The organism is Cerasicoccus maritimus, assembly GCA_031296935.1.
GTDB lineage: Bacteria > Verrucomicrobiota > Verrucomicrobiia > Opitutales > Cerasicoccaceae > Cerasicoccus > Cerasicoccus maritimus.
This window is the reverse complement of record JAVDPD010000012.1, coordinates 33,022-50,132: the sequence shown is the minus strand read 5'-3', so window position 1 is coordinate 50,132 and position 17,111 is coordinate 33,022. Positions and strand designations below refer to the sequence as shown.

The window sequence follows — 17,111 nt, the reverse complement described above, 5'->3', positions numbered from 1 at the left end:
CTTCTGAATCGAGGCGAAACCAGTTTCGTCGAGATGAAGAAATGATATTTTGACCCTCGAAGACGCACTCCGACGAAGACCACTTGAGTTTTTAGACGCCCTCTTAGATCTATCATTGGTTGTCGGCTTGAGCAATGCTGTGCGGTAACTTGATGTTATCTCGAATAACCTGTCGGCTTCATTATCTGGCGATGGTATTGCAGATAGACGTACCAAATCGGGCAATGATTTACCCAGAATTGCGTGTCGTTGATACTCGTCTATCATTACTGTTTGGGAGACCGTAGTTGCATATCGCGTTACCCGCCAAATATGCGTACTACCCAGTAACACCCCGAGAGTCTCACTGAGTCTACTTCATCGGTTGGCTTAGCTTTACCAAGATAGGAGTCTGCCTGCTTAAAGTGTCTGCGGACCTTTGGAGGAGCTGTGCTTATTCATATCGGGTCGGGCAATTGCAGATAGAAATAGCTGATCGCAGCCAGTTACTCGAACCGGCTGTTAGAATTCAAACCCCTGAATGATTACCTATGAATGTTGTGCTTAAACGGCTTTTCGCCGTATCCTATTCGTTCCTCTGGCTATGCTTGGTGTCCACTTCATGCCTCGCTGCGGAGGTAAATATTTCCGGTCCTGACAAAGCATGCGCAGGGCAAACCATCACCGCGACCGCCCACTTCGACTCTCCGGCGGACAACACCATCCTGCGAACTATTGTGCGCCGCGTTTCCGATGGTGCCTACATGCAGGCGATCGACACCACTGTGGTCGCGGGCGGTGGCACGGTGAAGATCGACTGGACGGTGCCGCTCGGCGTAGCCAATGGCGAAGAATACGATTGGCTCGCCTACCTGACGCCCGACAGCTGGAGCAATCGCTATGTCTCAACGGGTTGGACGGAAACGCTGTCAGTTGTCGATGTGACAGTCAGTGGCCCCGAAGAGGCATTTGCCGGGCAGACTGTCGGCATGACGGTGCACTTCAATTCGCCGGCGGATGGCATTATCCTCAGAACCATTGTCCGCCGCGTATCGGACGGCGTGTATGTGGATTTTGCGGACACCCCGGTGGATTCTGGATTGGGAAGCCTGGACCTCGACTTCATTGTTCCCGAGTCCGCTGCCGATGGTCAGCAATACTCATGGCTCGCCTATCTGACGCCAGACAGTTGGGCGAATCGCTATAACTCCACGGGCTGGACTGAAGTCTTAACCGTCAAAGATCTAATGACGTATCCGGCTCCCCTAGGCGCGCCGCTTTCAGCGGACTACACAGTGAGTGTCGATGGCGCCTCGGTGGATGTTTACGCTGGGGCGGAGAACAATGGTTACGCGTATGACTTCTGTTTGTTTGATTTCTCTGACTCGGTGGTTGTGTCAGTTACGTCCAATGTCGCCGTATCCAATCCAGTAATCTTGCCGGAATCTATGGGCATCAGCCCAACGGTGAATGGCAATACCATCACCTTCAGCGTGAGTGATCCGGCGCAGATTACGGTGCTGCCGGATGGAGCCGACACCGATAACGCGCTGCATATCTTTGCGACTGCGCCAGACCTAACCCCGCCGCATCCCAACGACCCGGATGTTCTTTATTATGGGCCTGGCATGTATGCTGAAGTTGGCCGCATCGACCTGATTGATGACCAGACGCTTTATTTGGCCGGCGGCGCCTTTGTGCAAGCGGGCGTCACGATGTTCGATTGTGAAAATGGAACAATCGCTGGGCGCGGCATTTTGGATGGATCGTGCTACGCGAAAAACAGCGGCCCAACGACCTACCCGGTGCATATCAACGGCGCCTTAAACTGCGCGATCGACGGCATCACGATTCGCTCCTCTTGGGCGTGGACTGTGGTTACCTGGAATACGGACGGCCTGCTCATTTCGAATCTGAAAATCTGCAATGGCCACATGACCAACGACGATGGCATTGACATGGTGAACGGCACGGTGAATCAGACCATCGAAAATTGCTTCATCCGCACCGACGATGACTGCATCACCTTTAAGGGCATGAGCGATCTGCGGACCGACCTCGATAACATCGCGATCAACAACTGCGTCTTCTGGGGAGACCGCGCCCGGATATTCCTGCTCGGCCATGAAACGCGGGCCAACAACATGAGCAATATCTCCGTCACGGATTGCGACATCATTCACTACGGCGAGAGTAATCCGGCCTTTCTTATTGAGCCCGGAGAAAACGGAACCGTCGGGCCGAACGTGCTCTTTGAAGATATTCGTGCGATGGCAAATGCCGCCAGCGAGAGCGCGTTCATCTTGGTGCGGCCGACGATTAACCATTGGATGACTGTTCGTCTGCCCGGGCATGTTGATGACGTTACGTTCAAGGGCATCACTTGCACCGGTGAGCATGGGGGGCAGTACATGCTCACGTCTGGTTGGAGCAGCGCCTATCAGGCTGAAAATGTCTCCTTCGAAAACATCAGCATCAACGGCTCTACCGTCACCAGCACGTCGTCTCGAATCGAAGTTGGCCCCGACACGCCCAACTTCTCATTCACGCCTAATGACGGGCTGCCGCCAGCGGGTGAGTATTACCGCATTCGAAATCGTTTAACGAATGAATACCTCTTCCTGGATTACTACAACGATGCCGACATTACTCAGTATGACGCCATGGCCGCTGACGACTTGACGTCGCATTGGAAGCTTGAGGAATACGGCAGTTTTTACCGAGTGGTGAATCGGGTGAGCAGCCGCACTTGGAATCTGGAAAGCCGCTACGAGGGAACCAATCTGGACTATGTAGAAAGCACCTCCATTAAGACGGGCGCGTGGACCTCGCATTGGGCGATTGAAGACTACGACGGCTTCCACGCGCGGATTCACAATCGCTGGGCATCGACTTCCTACCTGCACACCGATGGTCTATTCGGTTATGCCGAATGCGATGTGATCGACGCTAGCGATACGAGCAGCCAATGGATTCTCGAACGCGCAGGCGATGTGCGCATCAACTTCAATGACCACAGCGTGACGTCTTATGGGAGCGGTCAGGATTATGGTTCGTATACGGTTCAAGATGATGGCGCGACCTTGCTGCTCAGCGGCAATGCTTGGAAAAAGATCGATCTCAATTACACCATCACGAGTGATACAGTGCTGGAGTTTGATTACCAGAGCACGGTTGAGGGCGAGATCCAAGGCATTGGTTTCGATGGCGATAACGTGCATGGCCAAAGCCAGGCCTTTGAACTATACGGCACTCAGAATTGGGCGATCCGCGACTATGAAACCTACAGCGGAAATGGGTATCAGCACTACGTCATTCCGATCGGGCAGTATTACACCGGATTCATTCGCTACCTCACGTTCTTGAATGACGACGATGCCAACGTCGGCGCCAACGGCTATTTCTCCAATGTGAGAATCCACTAGCTTTGAAATAAGACGAAAAAACAATGGCTCCACTGATTGTTCACAGTGGAGCCATTTTGTTTAGAGGGATGTGTGTGCCCGCTGATCAATGCCCGCAGATGCAGGCGTATTCCTTAAAGTCGCAGGTGGGGCATTGAGCCAGGTTAATGTTGATGCGCGCCGTCGCGGTCTTGCTCTTTTGGTCAGGCTTCACGCGGAGGATCAGCGGCACGTTGGCGCCGTCGGGCATGGGCTCGGTCGAGACATAAGCGCCGGCGACCTGCTCAAAGCTCAGGCGCGCGGGCTTGCTGCGATCACCGCCGATGGCCGATACCGTGGCACCATCATGCGCCATTGGCTTGAGCTCGTCATTGAGGAAGGTCACACGCACCTTGCGGTCGTCCTGAATGAACAGCTCAAAGTGCGGCTCGGTTGCTTCAACGACCTTGCCGCCATTGGGGCCGGCCTTCGCCTGCTCATGGCTGTGGCCATGATCGCCATGCCCGTGATCACCGTGGTCGTGGTCATGGTCGTGGTCATGGTCGTGTTGTGCGTTTACATTGATTGCGCCGCAAAGCGCAAACGCAAGTAGGAGGATTTTGGTTTTCATAATGTGTTTCATTTTCGTTGTTGGCTTTTAAGTTATTCGCTGGCGCTGGAACCGCGTTCGATGGATTTCTGGGCCGCCTTTTCATAGAATGCATAGAAGATCGACGGCGTGATGAGCAGCCCCAGCGCAGTGCTGGTGGCCAGCCCGCCGAGGATCACAATCGCAATCGGGTTGAGGATTTCCTTGCCGGGATCATCCGCTGCGAGCACGAGCGGCAGTAGCGCCAAGCCAGCGGAGATGGCCGTCATGAGAATCGGCAACAAGCGCTCTTCCGCGCCGCGCATCGCGAGCTCCTTCGAGAACGCCATGCCCTCCTGCCGCATCAGGTGCAGGTAGTGCGCGAGCAGCATGATGTTGTTGCGCGCGGCAATGCCACTCACCGCGATGAAGCCCACCAGTGTCGCAATGCTGATGTTGTTCAGCGTAAGCGACGTCAGCAAGACGCCGCCCACCAGCGACACCGGCACGATGCTAAACACCAGCAGCACAAACGCAAAGCTGCGGAAGTAACTGTAGAGCAAAACGCCAATCACGAGCACCACCAGCAGCGACGACAGTAGGATTGTGCGCTTAGCGTCGGCTTGCGCTTGATACTCGCCTTCGAAGTTCAGCGAATAGCCACTGGGCAACTTCACTTCTTCGCTTACTTTGCGTTGCAAAGTTTCCACGAGCGCATTCAGGTCGTTGCTCGTTGGGTTGATCGACACCACGAAGCGCCGCAGCGTATTCTCGCGCAGGATGGTGTTGGGGCCCGTCGCGTAACGCAGGTTCGCCACGTAGCTGAGCGGAATGCGTTGACCGCTTTGCGTGTCGATATACATGCGCTCAAGGCGCTCGGGCGATTCGCGCCAATCAATCGGCAAACGCACGACCAGATCGAACACGCGTTGCCCGGAGTAAACCTCCGCCACGGCCTCGCCGCCAATCATCGCGGAGAGCTGCTCATTGAGCGCGCCTGGCGTCACGCCATAAGCCAGCGCCCGTTGGCGGTCCACTTCGATGCGTAGTTGCGGGATGGGCGCCTGCTGCTCGATGCGGGCTTCTTCGAGCCCGGGAATGCCGCGCGCGATCTCGGCGACGTCGGTGCCCAGCTTGCGCAGCTCTTCGAGGTCGGGCCCGTAGATCTTAATCGCGATCTTCGCCGAGACGCCGCTGAGCATGTGGCCGATGCGGTCCGCGAGCGGTGTGCTCATCGCGCTGAAGGTGCCGGGGATGCTGCGCATGGTGGCGCGCATTTCTTCCATCACTTCATCACGCGGTCGGTCAAATTCTTCGATGAACTCGATGTCGAACTCCACTGTCGAAACCGGCACCACGTGGTCGCCATTTTCCGCGCGCCCCACACGATAGCCCACAGTGCGAATCTCCGGAATCTGAATCAGTAGATCCGTCGCCACGTCGGCCACTTCGGTGGTTTGCTTCAGCGAGGTGCCGGGCGACATCGTGGTCGCAATCAACGCCGTCGGTTCACGGAACGCCGGCAGGAAGTTGCCTGACATCTTGGAGAGCGCAACGCCGGCCACCGCAATTAGCACCAGGGTGCCGGCGATGACGAGTAACGGTTGCGCCAAGGCCATGCGTAGCGCCGTCGCGCGGAAGAGCCCCTTCACGCCGCGCTCGATGAACGTGCCTTCGTGCGCGCGGCCACCGGGCTTCGGGTTGAGCAGGAACGAGCTCAGCACCGGAATCACCGTGAGCGATACCAGGAACGACGCGGCCATGCTAACGATCGTCGCGATGGCAATGGGCTGGAACAAACGCCCCTCTAATCCGGTTAGCGCCATGAGCGGCAGGAACACGAGTATGATCAGCACCGTAGCGTAAAAGATCGAAGAGCGCACCTCGGCCGAGGCGCGCGCAATGACTTCTAGCTTCGGCAACGGTGTCGACTTGCCCGCGTTTTCACGCAGGCGGCGGAACACGTTCTCCACGTCGACAATGGCGTCGTCCACCACCATGCCGATCGCCACTGCGAGCCCGCCCAAGGTCATCGAGTTAACGGACAACTGCATCCAGTCGAACACCAGCACCGTGATGCCGAGCGAGAGCGGAATCGCGGTCAGTGTAATCAGCGTGATGCGCAAGTTGAGCAGGAACAACAGCAGCACAATCGCCACCATGATCGCCCCGTCGCGCAGCGCTTCCTCGAGGTTATGAATCGACAGGTTGATGAACTCCGACTGCCGGTATACGCTCACCAGCTCCACGCCCTCGGGCAGCGTTTCCTGCATTTGGGCAATGGCGTCTTCGAGCTCGTCGGTCAGCGTCAGTGTGCTGAACCCGGGCGCTTTGGTCACGCTCAGGATCACGCCGCGCCGACTCATCTCGCCGTCGGCAAAGTCACGCGTGGCGAGGCCCGCGTCGCCGCGCATTGGCTGCACATCCCACACGACCGTCGCCACATCGCGCAGGCGGATGGGCCGGTCTTTCTCGTGGACAACGACGGTGTCGGCAATCGCATCGAGGTCGGTGGTCATAGCTAGGTTGCGCACCATGATCTCCTCGGGCCGCTCCGTTAAAAAGCCGCCCGTGGTGTTGCTCACTGCATTGGTCGCCGCCTCGCGAATCTGCTCATAGCTGATGCCAAGCGCGAGCATGCGGTCGGGATTGGGCTGCACTTGGATCTGCGCCACGCCGCCGCCCATCGCGAGCACTTCGGCCACGCCGGGGATCGCCTGTAGGCGGCGCGCCACGGTCCAGTCGGCGAGCGTGCGCAGGTCGCGCGGTGCCATGTCGCCCGTCTTGTCGACGACGCCCACGAGCATGATGTTGCCCATCAGTGAGGCGACCGGCGTCATGTAGGGTGTCACGCCTTCGGGCAGCTGCTCCTGCACATTGGCCAAGCGCTCCTGCACAAACTGCCGCGCGCGGTAGATGTCCGTGCCCCACTCGAATTCGACAAATGCCAGCGACAGGCCAATGTCGTTCACGGTTCGCAGACGCGTCACGTGGTTCACGCCCATCAGCGCATTTTCGAGGGGGATCGTCACCAGCGTTTCGACTTCCTCGGGCGAGTAGCCGGGCGCTTCGGTGAGGATGGTCACGGTGGGTTTGGTTAAGTCGGGTAAGACCTCCACGGGGAGTTCCTGCGTGGTGCGCCAGGCAAAGACGAGCACCACGATAGCGGCCACGAGGATGATGACTCGTTGCCCCAGCGAAAAACGTATCAGCCGATCAAGCATTGCTGCCCTCCGACTTCGTTCGCTTTGCATTCCAAAGTAACTGCGCCAGCACGAGCGCGAGCAGCGTCGCTACGCCAGCATAAATCATCAGCGGTAGCGAGATTCCGCCGCTTTGCGCATTCGGGTCAATGCCCGCTGCGCGCATCGCTGCTTCTTCTTTGGCGCGTGCGTTGGCCGCCCGTTGCTCGGGCGTCATCTCGGAGCCGTCTTCGTTGTGCTCATGGCCATGCGCGGCATCGAGCGCTTCCTTGAGCGACATGCCGGAACCGGCGCCCGCAAAGCTCAGCCCATAGGAGCCGCGCGTCACGACTTCGTCGCCGGGAAACACGCCTCTGATCACTTCCACACGCTGCTCGTTTTCTTCGCCGAGCACCACGGGGGATTTGATAAACGCATGGTCCAGGCCAAAGTCTTTCACGAACACATAGCGGTTGCTCGGATCGCCCTGCACGGCGCTGCGCGGCACGGAGAGCACGAACTCGCGCTCGTCCACGACGATGGAAAACTCCGCGCGCATGCCCGGGCGCATACGCCCCTCGGGGTTCTCGATAACAAAGATGCCTTCCACCGTGCCCGCCTGCCGATCCGCGCTCACGCCAAAGCGCGCCAGCTTGGCCTCGATCCATTGCTCGCCGAGCGAGGGCACGTGAATGCGCGCCACATCGCCCACGTGCACCTGCGCGGCTTCCTGCTCGGGAATCTGCGCCACGGCCCACAGTGTGGATTGGTCGGAGATGTCCATCAACTCCTGCGATGGCTCCACCGGCTGCCCCAGGCGCACATGCGACGCCACTACGAGCCCCGACTGCGGCGCGTAGAGCTTCACGGTCGGCGGCGGGTCGCCCAGCTGGCGACTCTCCACAATGGCGACTAACTGGTCCTTCTCGACCACGTCGCCCTCGAACGCATCGAGCTCAACGACGCGCCCCGCAATGCGCGAAGAGACCACCGACCGGTTGGCGGGTATTTCTTCAATGCGTCCAATCGTGAAGATAGTCGTTTCAAAGGTTTCCTCGTCGGCCACCACTGTTTCGATGCGGAGGTTCTGCACCCCTGCCTCGTCGAGGATCACGGTGTTGTCCGCCCGACTTTGGGCAAAGGCCGTCGGCGCGAGCGCGCCAGCAGTCAGCGTGAGGATGGATGTCGTGAGTATCTTGAAAGTCATTTTTAGTTTCATTGCAGATAACTTTGCATCGCAAAGCTTAATCTTTTTGAGGTAGCATTCGTTATCCCTAGCGAGCAGTTTCAGTCTGCTGGTTCTAATCCCTCTGTCAAAGGTAGGGGGGCTCGTCTCGATCCGCACTGCGTTACGAATCATAATCGGGGCATAAAGCCCCTCCCACGGCTTTTTCTTTAACAGTGGGAGCCCCTCCCACAGTTTCTTCCTTAACTGTGGGAGCGGCTTTATGCCGCGATACCCTGCACCTATGGCGGTTTTCGAGGACGCCCTAGTTGGATTAGACTTTGCAATGCAAAGTTTCCTCGCATTCCTCTTGGTGCCCTTCGTGCCTCCGTGAGAGGCTACCAACCCTGCTGGTCTTTGCTTAGCCCTACTCATCACCCACCTCCTCTTCTACGGCCATTGCCGTCACATTGCTCGCGGTGATGTAGCGCCACTGCGTCAGCAAGTCCTGCCGCTCGGTCTCCAGCAGCGCGCGGTCTAGACGCAGCTCCAAGAGACGTTCCTGCGCGCGGAAAACAGTCGTTAAATCGATTTGCCCAATGGCGTAGGCGTCTTCGAGTTGGCGCAGGTTGTCGGTCGCCTGGTTCATGACGGCCGTGTCGTAGTCGGCGATTTGCTCATCGACTTCAGCGTATTCTTCGCGCATCTCGGCCGCTTCGTTTTGCAAACGAAAGCCCAGCGCACCGGCCTCGGCTTGAAGCTGGCGTTCGCGGGCGCGACGGCTGATTACTTCGCCGCGGTTTTGACTGTGCAGGGGCAAGGGAATTGAGAGGCCGATGCCGATGAACTGCTCACGTTCGGCTCCCACGTAGACGTTGTTCGTCAGTGGGTCTTGGATGGCGTTGTTGGCCAGACCGTTTTCATAGAAAACCTCGACGGCAATGTCCTGCCAGCGCTCGGCTTGAGCGAGGGCGGTGTGCTCGTTGGCAATGTCGGCCAGCTGTTGACGCAGTTGATACGCCGGGTGGCCGTCCAGTTGGGCTTGGCGAAACTCGGGTAGCGTGTGGGGCTGGGCATCCGCCGCGTCCGGCTGGATCTCGATGCCCTGGTCGAGCTCCAGTCCGAGCAGTTCGCGCAGGTGGACGAGCTGTCCGAAACGCTGACGCTCCAGCTGGAAGACCTTCTGCTTCAGTGCCGCCATGGACACCTTGATCTGGCCCCGGTCGAGCGTCGATGCCTCGGCGCGGTCGATCTTCTTTTGCAGGAAGGCGGCGAACTTCTGGTTGAGGTCGATTTGCTCCTGGTAGAGCGTGAGTTCGGTGTCGATGAACGCCACGCGGTCGAAGATCTGCTCGACCTCGTAGGCCAGCAGGCGCTCGGCGTCGCGGATTTCGAGCTCGGCCAGCTGCACTTCCAGCGAGGCAATGTTGCGCAGCCGCCGCAAGCGGTCGGTTACGGGGAAGCGCTGCTCCAGCCCAACGGACCACGTGTATTCGCCTTCGTTGCTGAAGGCGAAGTCCGAGGCGCCGGAGAGGTTGAGCGACGGGTTACTCCACGCGCCGGCGTCGATGGTGCGCGCCGACGCCCGTTGGATGCTGTAGCGGGCCGCCAGCAGGCCGCGGTTGCCATAGAGCGCGCGCTGGACGGCGCTGTCGCGGTCGACGGTGAGTGGGGGCGGTTCTTGGGCGTGTAATTGGGCCGCACACGCAGCGGCTAGGAAAATGAAAATGCGAAACATAAAAATCTGATCGGTTACGGGTGACGCGTCCACACGGACGCCGAATGCCCCAGCGCAAAGCCGAGGCGTGACCAATCAGATTTCTTTAGTTGCGCAGCACGCTCTGCGCGATGGATACGTGGACGTGCGGTCCGACAATGGGCGGCGCGCGCGTGGGCTGCAGCTCGGCAAAGCAGGCCGAGGGCTTGGGCAGCAGAAGGTCGGCCTGCTCAACGGGCAGGGACATGCCGGTAAAGGCTTTGAGCGCCTTGGCGTGGTCCGCCGCAAAGTCGAGGTCGAGCCCGTCGATCTGCAGGTCCACGCAATCTGTATCGCGTTGGACTTCGCAGCAGGGCTGCTCGCTCTCGCAGACGGACACCGGCTCAGCGATCACGGCCTCATGCTCATCCGTCGGCGCATGCAGCTCTCCGCTCGTATGCAAGCAAAGCAGCAACGACCCATCCGCCGCCGACAAACACACGACGGCGGCCAGTAGGAAATAGATCCATGCTGTTAGGCGCTGCTTCACGAACTCCTCAGGATGTGATTGAACGACAGCGGATCAAGCGGAAAGTTCCGGGTTGGGGGTGGTCCCATATTTATGAGCCTCAGAAGAGCATTTGACTGTGGCTTTCATTTCGTCCTGGGGTAATTTCCATGTCTCTATTTGGATGATTTGCAGTCTTGCTCTATGGTAGTTGTAATGCATATTGACCAATGTTATCTTTTGATAACAATGACGCGCTGCGCTTAGTCATCTTTAATGGAAAGTAAGGCTAATGTTGTTCTCTGTTCCCTTCAATAGACACAGTCTTGGCTTAGATTTCTGCCTGGCCTTCTTTGATTATCCACTCTAAACCCCCCTTTATGAAAGTGAGAGCACTTGATTTATTTTGTGGCGCTGGCGGTAGTAGTTGGGGAGCGAGGGAAGCTGGTGTGGAAATTGTCGCTGCGTTCGATTTGTGGCCGTTGGCAGGCGAAGCGCATAGAATTAACTTTCCAGAATCAGCCTTCATCGAGGGACGGCTAGAGGATCAGGATTTGAAAACGTTGGTTAAGCAATTCGGAGAGATTGACTTAATATTGGCATCTCCTGAATGTACTAACCACAGCCCTGCAAAAGGCAATAAGCCCAGGTGTGAAGAGAGTAAAGGCACCGCTTTTCAGGTGGTCCGATTTGCGAAAGCTTTTAAGCCTAGGTGGCTAATCATTGAGAATGTCGTAAATATGCGTAAATGGACGCGATATGGCGAATTTAAGGAGGAGCTAGAACGGTTGGGCTACAATTTGCATGAGCAAGTGCTAAATTCAGCACATTTTGCGGTTCCACAGTCTAGGCGCCGCTTATTTCTGCTCGCTGATCAAGTAGGCAGGCCGCCTGTGATTAAACCAAGAAAGATGGCGCAGAAGAAGGTCGTCGATTTGGTTGATTTGAATGGTTCATATCGTTGGTCACCACTAAGGAGTCCGAGGCGTGCCAAGGCGACTTTGGAGAGAGCAGATCGTGGTATTGCAGAGCTTGGGAAGGAGAAGCCGTTTTTATTAGTGTATTATGGTACTGATGGTTGTGGGGGGTGGCAAAAGCTTGAGCGACCTCTTCGTACTATAACTACAGTTGATCGGTTTGCCATCGTTAAGCCTGACAAGATACATGGGCACGTAATGCGTATGCTTCAGGTGCCTGAATTACAGGCAGCGATGGGAATGCCCAAGCAAATGAAACTGGAATCGGGAACGCGTAGAGATCGGATAAAAATGATCGGCAATGCTGTCTGTCCACCTGTCATGAAGAATGTAGTTAAAACTCTTACCTCGAAAGGTGTTATGTAATGACTAAAGATACCGGATCAACTCTTAGGCCTCGCGCCCGATTGCTGCGTACTCTCGGAGAGGAACTGATTAGTAGTGAGGTTGTGGCTATTATTGAATTGGTTAAGAATTCATATGATGCAGATGCAGATCGGGTACTAGTTAAATTTAATGGGCCTCTGGAAAAGGGGGTAGGAAGCATCGAGGTTATCGATAATGGGCATGGCATGGACCTTGAGACAGTTAGGACGGTTTGGATGGAGCCATCGACGCCGTCAAAGCGTGGTAAGGGTGGTAGTCGAAGGTCAGATAGATATAAGCGTCGTTATCTTGGGGAGAAAGGCATTGGACGATTTGCCTCCTCTCGTTTGGCGGAGCAACTAGAGGTTATTACTAGGCGCAAAGGCGCATCTACTGAAGTATACGGTTTGTTCGATTGGGGCCAATTTGATGATGATTCCAAGTATTTGGATGAAATTATCATGTTATGGGATGAGCGAAATCCAACTGATATTGTGCCTGAAGGGGATTTTGATTGCTTATGGGGATCTGATAGGAAATTGCCGCCATCCCGTGACCGGACACACGGAACTATTTTGCGTATGTCGGGTTTGAAGCAGAAATGGGAGGCTAAGCATTTTGAGGAGTTGAGGCGCGGTTTGGCGCGACTAGTTTCACCGCAGCATGCTAGAGCGGCCAAAGAAAATAAAGATCCCGGTTTTCATGTAGAGCTAGATGCTACTGAAGAGTATTCTGAATTCAGCGCGCCTATTGAGCCGCCTGCAATTCTTCGCCACCCGCACTATATCATTAAAGGATCGGTGAATGAAGATGGTATTTTTAGTGCAAAATATCGAGTATTGTCTGAAGGTGCCGACCATGTTGTTAAATCTGTGTTGGCTAGGGTGCCAAACCGAAGGGGGCGGTATGAACTTCGTGAACTTGCTTCTGGTGCAGATGAGGGATTAGAGGATAGTAGAGGTCTGTCTTGTGGGCCAATTGAATTGGAGCTTCGAATTTGGGACCGAGATGAGCTTGGAAACGTAGTGCAGAAGACTCAATCAACCATAACGGATATTCGAACTGATCTAGATGCAGTTGCGGGTGTGAATATTTATCGTGATGGTTTTCGGGTACTTCCTTACGGGGAGCCTAGAGACGACTGGCTTCGATTGGATCTCCGGCGTGTGCAGAATCCTACCATGAGGCTATCAAATAATCAGATTTATGGCGTTATACAGATATCCGCTGATGCAAACCCAGGGCTTCGGGACCAATCAAATCGTGAAGGTTTGGATGAGAATCAGGCACTCGAAGATTTGCGTGATGTATTATATTATGCATTGAGTAATTTGGAGGCGCTCCGTTACGGTGCGCGACCACGATCTGTTGCTAAGTCAAGTCGCCCAGTTGGTGGTCTGTTTTCGCAGGTGGATTTGGAGCCACTATCCAATTATATTTCAGAGAATTATAAAGGCGATAAACAAGTTGAAAAGCTAGTTCAGCAAACGGAAAGAGCGATAGATACTCAGTTAAAGGAAATTCAGACGGTTCTTGCTCGGTATCAGCGTTTGGCAACTTTGGGCCAGTTAATAGATCATGTTCTTCACGAGGGTCGACAGCCAATAGCTGCTATAAACAATGAGACTGCCCTTGGCTTATTGGATATCGATCATAAAGAAAAATACAATGATGAGCTAGTGCCTCGGCTGCAGGGGCGATTTAATAGAATTCAGAAACAGGGAGATGTATTATCAATCGCTTTCAAGCGAATGGAGCCATTCGGTGGTCGTCGTAGAGGACGCCCTGTTCAGCTCTATTTAGAAGACATTATCAAGGATGCCTTCTCAGTTTTTGAAGACGATTTAAGACGTTTGAACGTAAAGACCGCAATTCCCAGATCTCAGACACTAGTGCGGGTTGATCAGGCTGAAATCCAGGAGGTCTTTATTAATTTATTGCAGAATAGTTTGTATTGGATTGAGCAAACGAATGAGCATAAGCGTGAGATTAAGATTGGTATAGCCCGCATATCTCCAAATCAAGTCGACATTACTTTCTCAGACAGTGGCCCTGGCGTTCCTGTTGCAAATCGTGATCGTATTTTTGACCCTTATTTTTCGACAAAACCAGAGGGCGTTGGATTGGGCTTGGCAATAGTTGGTGAAATTGTCACAGATTACTATTCCGGTAAACTTGAACTATTGGATCATGGCCCATTGAAAGGGGCGAACTTTTTGATTAGCTTGAGGAAACGAGTATGAGCAGGGATAGGGGGATTGAGTGGCATTTTCTAGTCATAGAGGATGACGAAGAGATATCTACGCAAGTTGAGCAGATTCTCGAGACATGCATCGAGGCTCCAGATTCAGTTAAAGTAGATGTCCACGATTCTTTTGAGGATGCGCGCCATAAGCTTTCTACTGGAAAGTATGATGTAATAATTCTCGATTTAAAGGATGAAGCTGATCAATACCCGGAGGTTGATGAAGAACCCGCTGGAATCTACGTCTTTAACGAATTGAAGAAGACTAGGTTTACTCCCGTAGTATTCTATACTGCATTGGCTCATAAAGTCAGATCGGAGGAGACTACCTTTGTAAGAGTCGTGGAGAAAACGGAAGGTGTGGCCAAATTGAAGCAGGAAGTATTGGCAGTCATGGAGACTCGGCTACCTGTCTTATCAAGGCGCGTAGAAGAAATTCAGAGAGGCTACATGTGGGATTTTGTTAGCAAAAATTGGTCTGAATTCGAAACTCCAGATGAGCACGCTGATTTTGCGTATTTGCTGGCTCGAAGGTTGGCGTTATCTCTTCAGCGCGAAGCCAGAAAAATGGCGCGAACTATGGGAGGGCGTTCGATAACTCTAGCTGATCCCAATAATGTTCACCCTATGGAGCTCTATGTTCGCCCGCCTATCAGCCAGAAGCGACTGGCGGGAGATATTCTTAAGGGAAGTATTAATGGAGCAGACCATTCTACTTACTGGCTAGTGCTAACGCCATCATGCGATTTCGAGCAAGCAGGTAGGCTTGAAGGTGTTATCGTGGCAGAATGTATCCCGCTGGAAAGTGCGCCCGAGTATGTTAATTGGAGAGCGAAGAACGATGGTGCTGAAGGTGCGCTAAAGTCTTTAATCGGAGACAATAGGCAAGATATGCAGTCCGAGAGGTATAAATTTCTTCCCGGAACTTATTTTCTACCCAATCTTATAGTTGATTTTCAACGATTGCAGTCTGTATCGCCTGCAGTCATTGATAGTCTTGAGGTTGTTTCCTCCTTAGATAGTCCATTTGCGGAAGCTGTCTTAGCTCGGTTCTCTAGGTATTTTGGGCGTCTTGGAACGCCTGATATCGATAAACGGGTGATTTTAAGTAGGTTGAGCTCAGCGTTAGAGCGTGAACAGGCCACCTAATCACATATGTTGAAAGCTCCTCTTTCTAGCATTCCTGACAGTGAATTGATCGCGCTTCGTGCTCTTCTAAGAGTTGAAATGCGTCGACGTGGTATAGCAGACAATGTAGGTGCTGTGGGTGAGCAACTTGCAATTGAGCACTTTAAGAAAACCTCGGGATTGCCAAAGTTGCAGCTAGCTCCTCCTGGCACGAAAAATGTAGATGCTCTATCTAGAAATGGTGACCGTTTTTCAATCAAGACCGTCTGTGAGGGATCAAAGACCGGTACGATTTATCCTGACAGCGATGATGAAACTAGGCAGTTGTTTGAGTGTATATTGATTGTTTTACTCGATAAAGACTGGAGCCTCAAAGCTATCTACCAATTCAGTTGGTCGCAGTTCGTGGAATCGCGTTCATGGGACAAGAGAATGAATGCATGGTATCTGGCTGTTTCCCGACGGACTTTAGAAGCTTCAGTAGCAGTTTTTTCTACTTGAGAGCTTTTGGATTTTAGTAGTGAAGTCCATTTTCTATCTGTAAAGAGACCTATCCCCGTAGTTTTGCGGAAGGGGTGTTGCGGGGAGCGAGAGGTGGAAGATCGATGCCTTTGATACTGGGCACCCTCCGGTGGGTTAGGATTGGGGGAGGGGCAAAACCCACACTAGTGTTCTCAAAAAGAACCGCTGCTGTACTGGAGCAACAACAGTGGCTGTACTTGGTCGATAACCGATGCTGTACTGGGGAAAGAACCGAGCGGTTCTTTTTGAGTTTCCTACGTAGGCTTTTCGGAAACAACCGTATAGGGTTTTTGAAAACAACCGAGTAGGCTTTTGCGAGTTTCCTACGTAGGCTTTTTCGGGGTGTGGGTCGGCGGGATGGAGTCTTTGTAGAAGCGGCAAGATGCCGCTTCTACTTGGTCCGGCGGGCACAAAAAAACGCCCCCGCCGGTGAGGGCGGAGGCGTTGTGGGGCGGGCATGGTCTGCCGGGTTGGGGGTGGCAGGTGGCGGCGCGCGTTGGGGGGGCGGTTAGGCGGCGCGGGCCTCGGTGGAGAGGATGGCGTCGAGTGTGCCGGAGCGGATGTCGTTGGTGCGGAGGGCGCGGGTGCGGATGACGACCTTGTAGTCGGCGCCGGCTTCGAGCTCGGGCGGGATGAGGAACGTGAGCTCCTGCGGATCGTTGCGGGTGATTTCATCCGCGCGGGTTTCGACGTTGCTGGGCTGGTGGATGAAGAACACGCCTTCGTCCGGCTGGTCCTCATTAAACTTCAGGCGCTTGCCTTTGATGATGGCGTTGCGGCCGGGCGTGAGCGTGGCGCTGTCCTGGCCGGACCCCTTGTCGATGAGGCGGTAGAGGCGCGGGGCGCGGTCGACCGTCTCGATCTTTTCCGGGACGACGGAGCCCTGGATACGTTTGCGGAACGGCTGCCCGGCCACGGCGTGGAGGTAGAGCTCGTGTCGGTCGGCATCGTAGGCGTCGTGCTCGTCAACGAACTTGCCGCGAATGCCGAACCACAGGCGAACGATGCCGCCGAGGTTGACGCTGCGACCAGCGAGCAGTTGATGCTCGACGACGCGCAGCAGCTCGGTGACGACGGCGCGGATGTCGGCCTCGGTCACGGTGGAGCCGAGGAGCTTCATCTGCTTGATGATCTCTTCGATCTCCACGGCGCGAGAGGGCGTCATCGTGGCCATGTAGGCATCGCCGTTGAGCGGGTTTTGGTGGAGGGTGTATTTGAGGGTGTTTGTTTGCATTTTCTTACTCTGTTTCTTGTTTTTATGTTTAGTTGTTTGTTTGAGTTGGTGTCCCAAGGGCGGGCGCCTTCGCCCGAGTGACGTGCTCATATTATCAAAAGGCGTGGGAACGGTCAATGGCTCGGCTGGCTACACAG

11 protein-coding genes are annotated in these 17,111 nt (G+C 54.7%); 5 read left to right on the top strand and 6 right to left on the bottom strand.

Annotated features, from left to right (window positions below):
* The first annotated feature begins 590 nt into the window (after nt 1-590).
* On the top strand, nt 591-3,404 hold the full coding sequence (locus RBB62_RS09270) for a glycosyl hydrolase family 28 protein (RefSeq protein WP_309398479.1): 2,814 nt from the start codon (nt 591-593) through the stop codon (nt 3,402-3,404).
* A gap of 85 nt (nt 3,405-3,489) precedes the next feature.
* Here RBB62_RS09270 and RBB62_RS09265 read toward each other — a convergent pair whose 3' ends face one another.
* From RBB62_RS09265 to RBB62_RS09245, 5 genes are all read right to left on the bottom strand, one after another.
* On the bottom strand, nt 3,490-3,993 hold the full coding sequence (locus tag RBB62_RS09265) for a hypothetical protein (protein ID WP_309398477.1): 504 nt from the start codon (nt 3,991-3,993) through the stop codon (nt 3,490-3,492).
* A gap of 32 nt (nt 3,994-4,025) precedes the next feature.
* A complete protein-coding gene (locus tag RBB62_RS09260) occupies nt 4,026-7,175 on the bottom strand; it encodes an efflux RND transporter permease subunit (RefSeq protein ID WP_309398476.1) in 3,150 nt (1,049 codons plus the stop codon).
* Nucleotides 7,168-8,352, bottom strand: a complete 1,185-nt coding sequence (locus RBB62_RS09255; protein WP_309398475.1) for an efflux RND transporter periplasmic adaptor subunit — start codon at nt 8,350-8,352, stop codon at nt 7,168-7,170. The genes RBB62_RS09260 and RBB62_RS09255 overlap by 8 nt, the downstream gene beginning before the upstream one ends.
* 373 nt (nt 8,353-8,725) lie before the next feature.
* Nucleotides 8,726-10,036 (bottom strand): TolC family protein, encoded by a 1,311-nt coding sequence (locus RBB62_RS09250; RefSeq protein ID WP_309398474.1) that lies wholly within the window; start codon nt 10,034-10,036, stop codon nt 8,726-8,728.
* Between the two features lie 85 nt (nt 10,037-10,121).
* Nucleotides 10,122-10,544 carry a hypothetical protein gene (locus RBB62_RS09245; RefSeq protein WP_309398472.1) on the bottom strand — a complete coding sequence of 141 codons (423 nt, stop codon included), beginning with the start codon at nt 10,542-10,544 and terminating at the stop codon, nt 10,122-10,124.
* Nucleotides 10,545-10,882: 338 nt separating this feature from the next.
* On the opposite strand from RBB62_RS09245, the gene RBB62_RS09240 reads away from it, so the two are divergent.
* The 4 genes from RBB62_RS09240 to RBB62_RS09225 are packed head-to-tail and all read left to right on the top strand — an operon-like array spanning nt 10,883 to nt 15,719.
* A complete protein-coding gene (locus RBB62_RS09240; protein ID WP_309398471.1) occupies nt 10,883-11,845 on the top strand; it encodes a DNA cytosine methyltransferase in 963 nt (320 codons plus the stop codon).
* Nucleotides 11,845-14,088 (top strand): sensor histidine kinase, encoded by a 2,244-nt coding sequence (locus tag RBB62_RS09235; protein ID WP_309398469.1) that lies wholly within the window; start codon nt 11,845-11,847, stop codon nt 14,086-14,088. Before RBB62_RS09240 ends, RBB62_RS09235 begins: the two co-directional genes overlap by 1 nt.
* Entirely contained in the window at nt 14,085-15,239 is a 1,155-nt protein-coding gene (locus RBB62_RS09230; RefSeq protein ID WP_309398468.1) for a response regulator, read from the top strand. Before RBB62_RS09235 ends, RBB62_RS09230 begins: the two co-directional genes overlap by 4 nt.
* A 6-nt stretch (nt 15,240-15,245) precedes the next feature.
* The gene (locus RBB62_RS09225) at nt 15,246-15,719 is read left to right on the top strand and encodes a hypothetical protein (RefSeq protein ID WP_309398467.1); all 474 of its coding nucleotides are present in this window, start codon (nt 15,246-15,248) and stop codon (nt 15,717-15,719) included.
* 529 nt (nt 15,720-16,248) lie between these two features.
* Here RBB62_RS09225 and RBB62_RS09220 read toward each other — a convergent pair.
* The gene (locus RBB62_RS09220; protein WP_309398466.1) at nt 16,249-16,974 is read right to left on the bottom strand and encodes an HU family DNA-binding protein; all 726 of its coding nucleotides are present in this window, start codon (nt 16,972-16,974) and stop codon (nt 16,249-16,251) included.
* Nucleotides 16,975-17,111 lie beyond the last annotated feature (137 nt).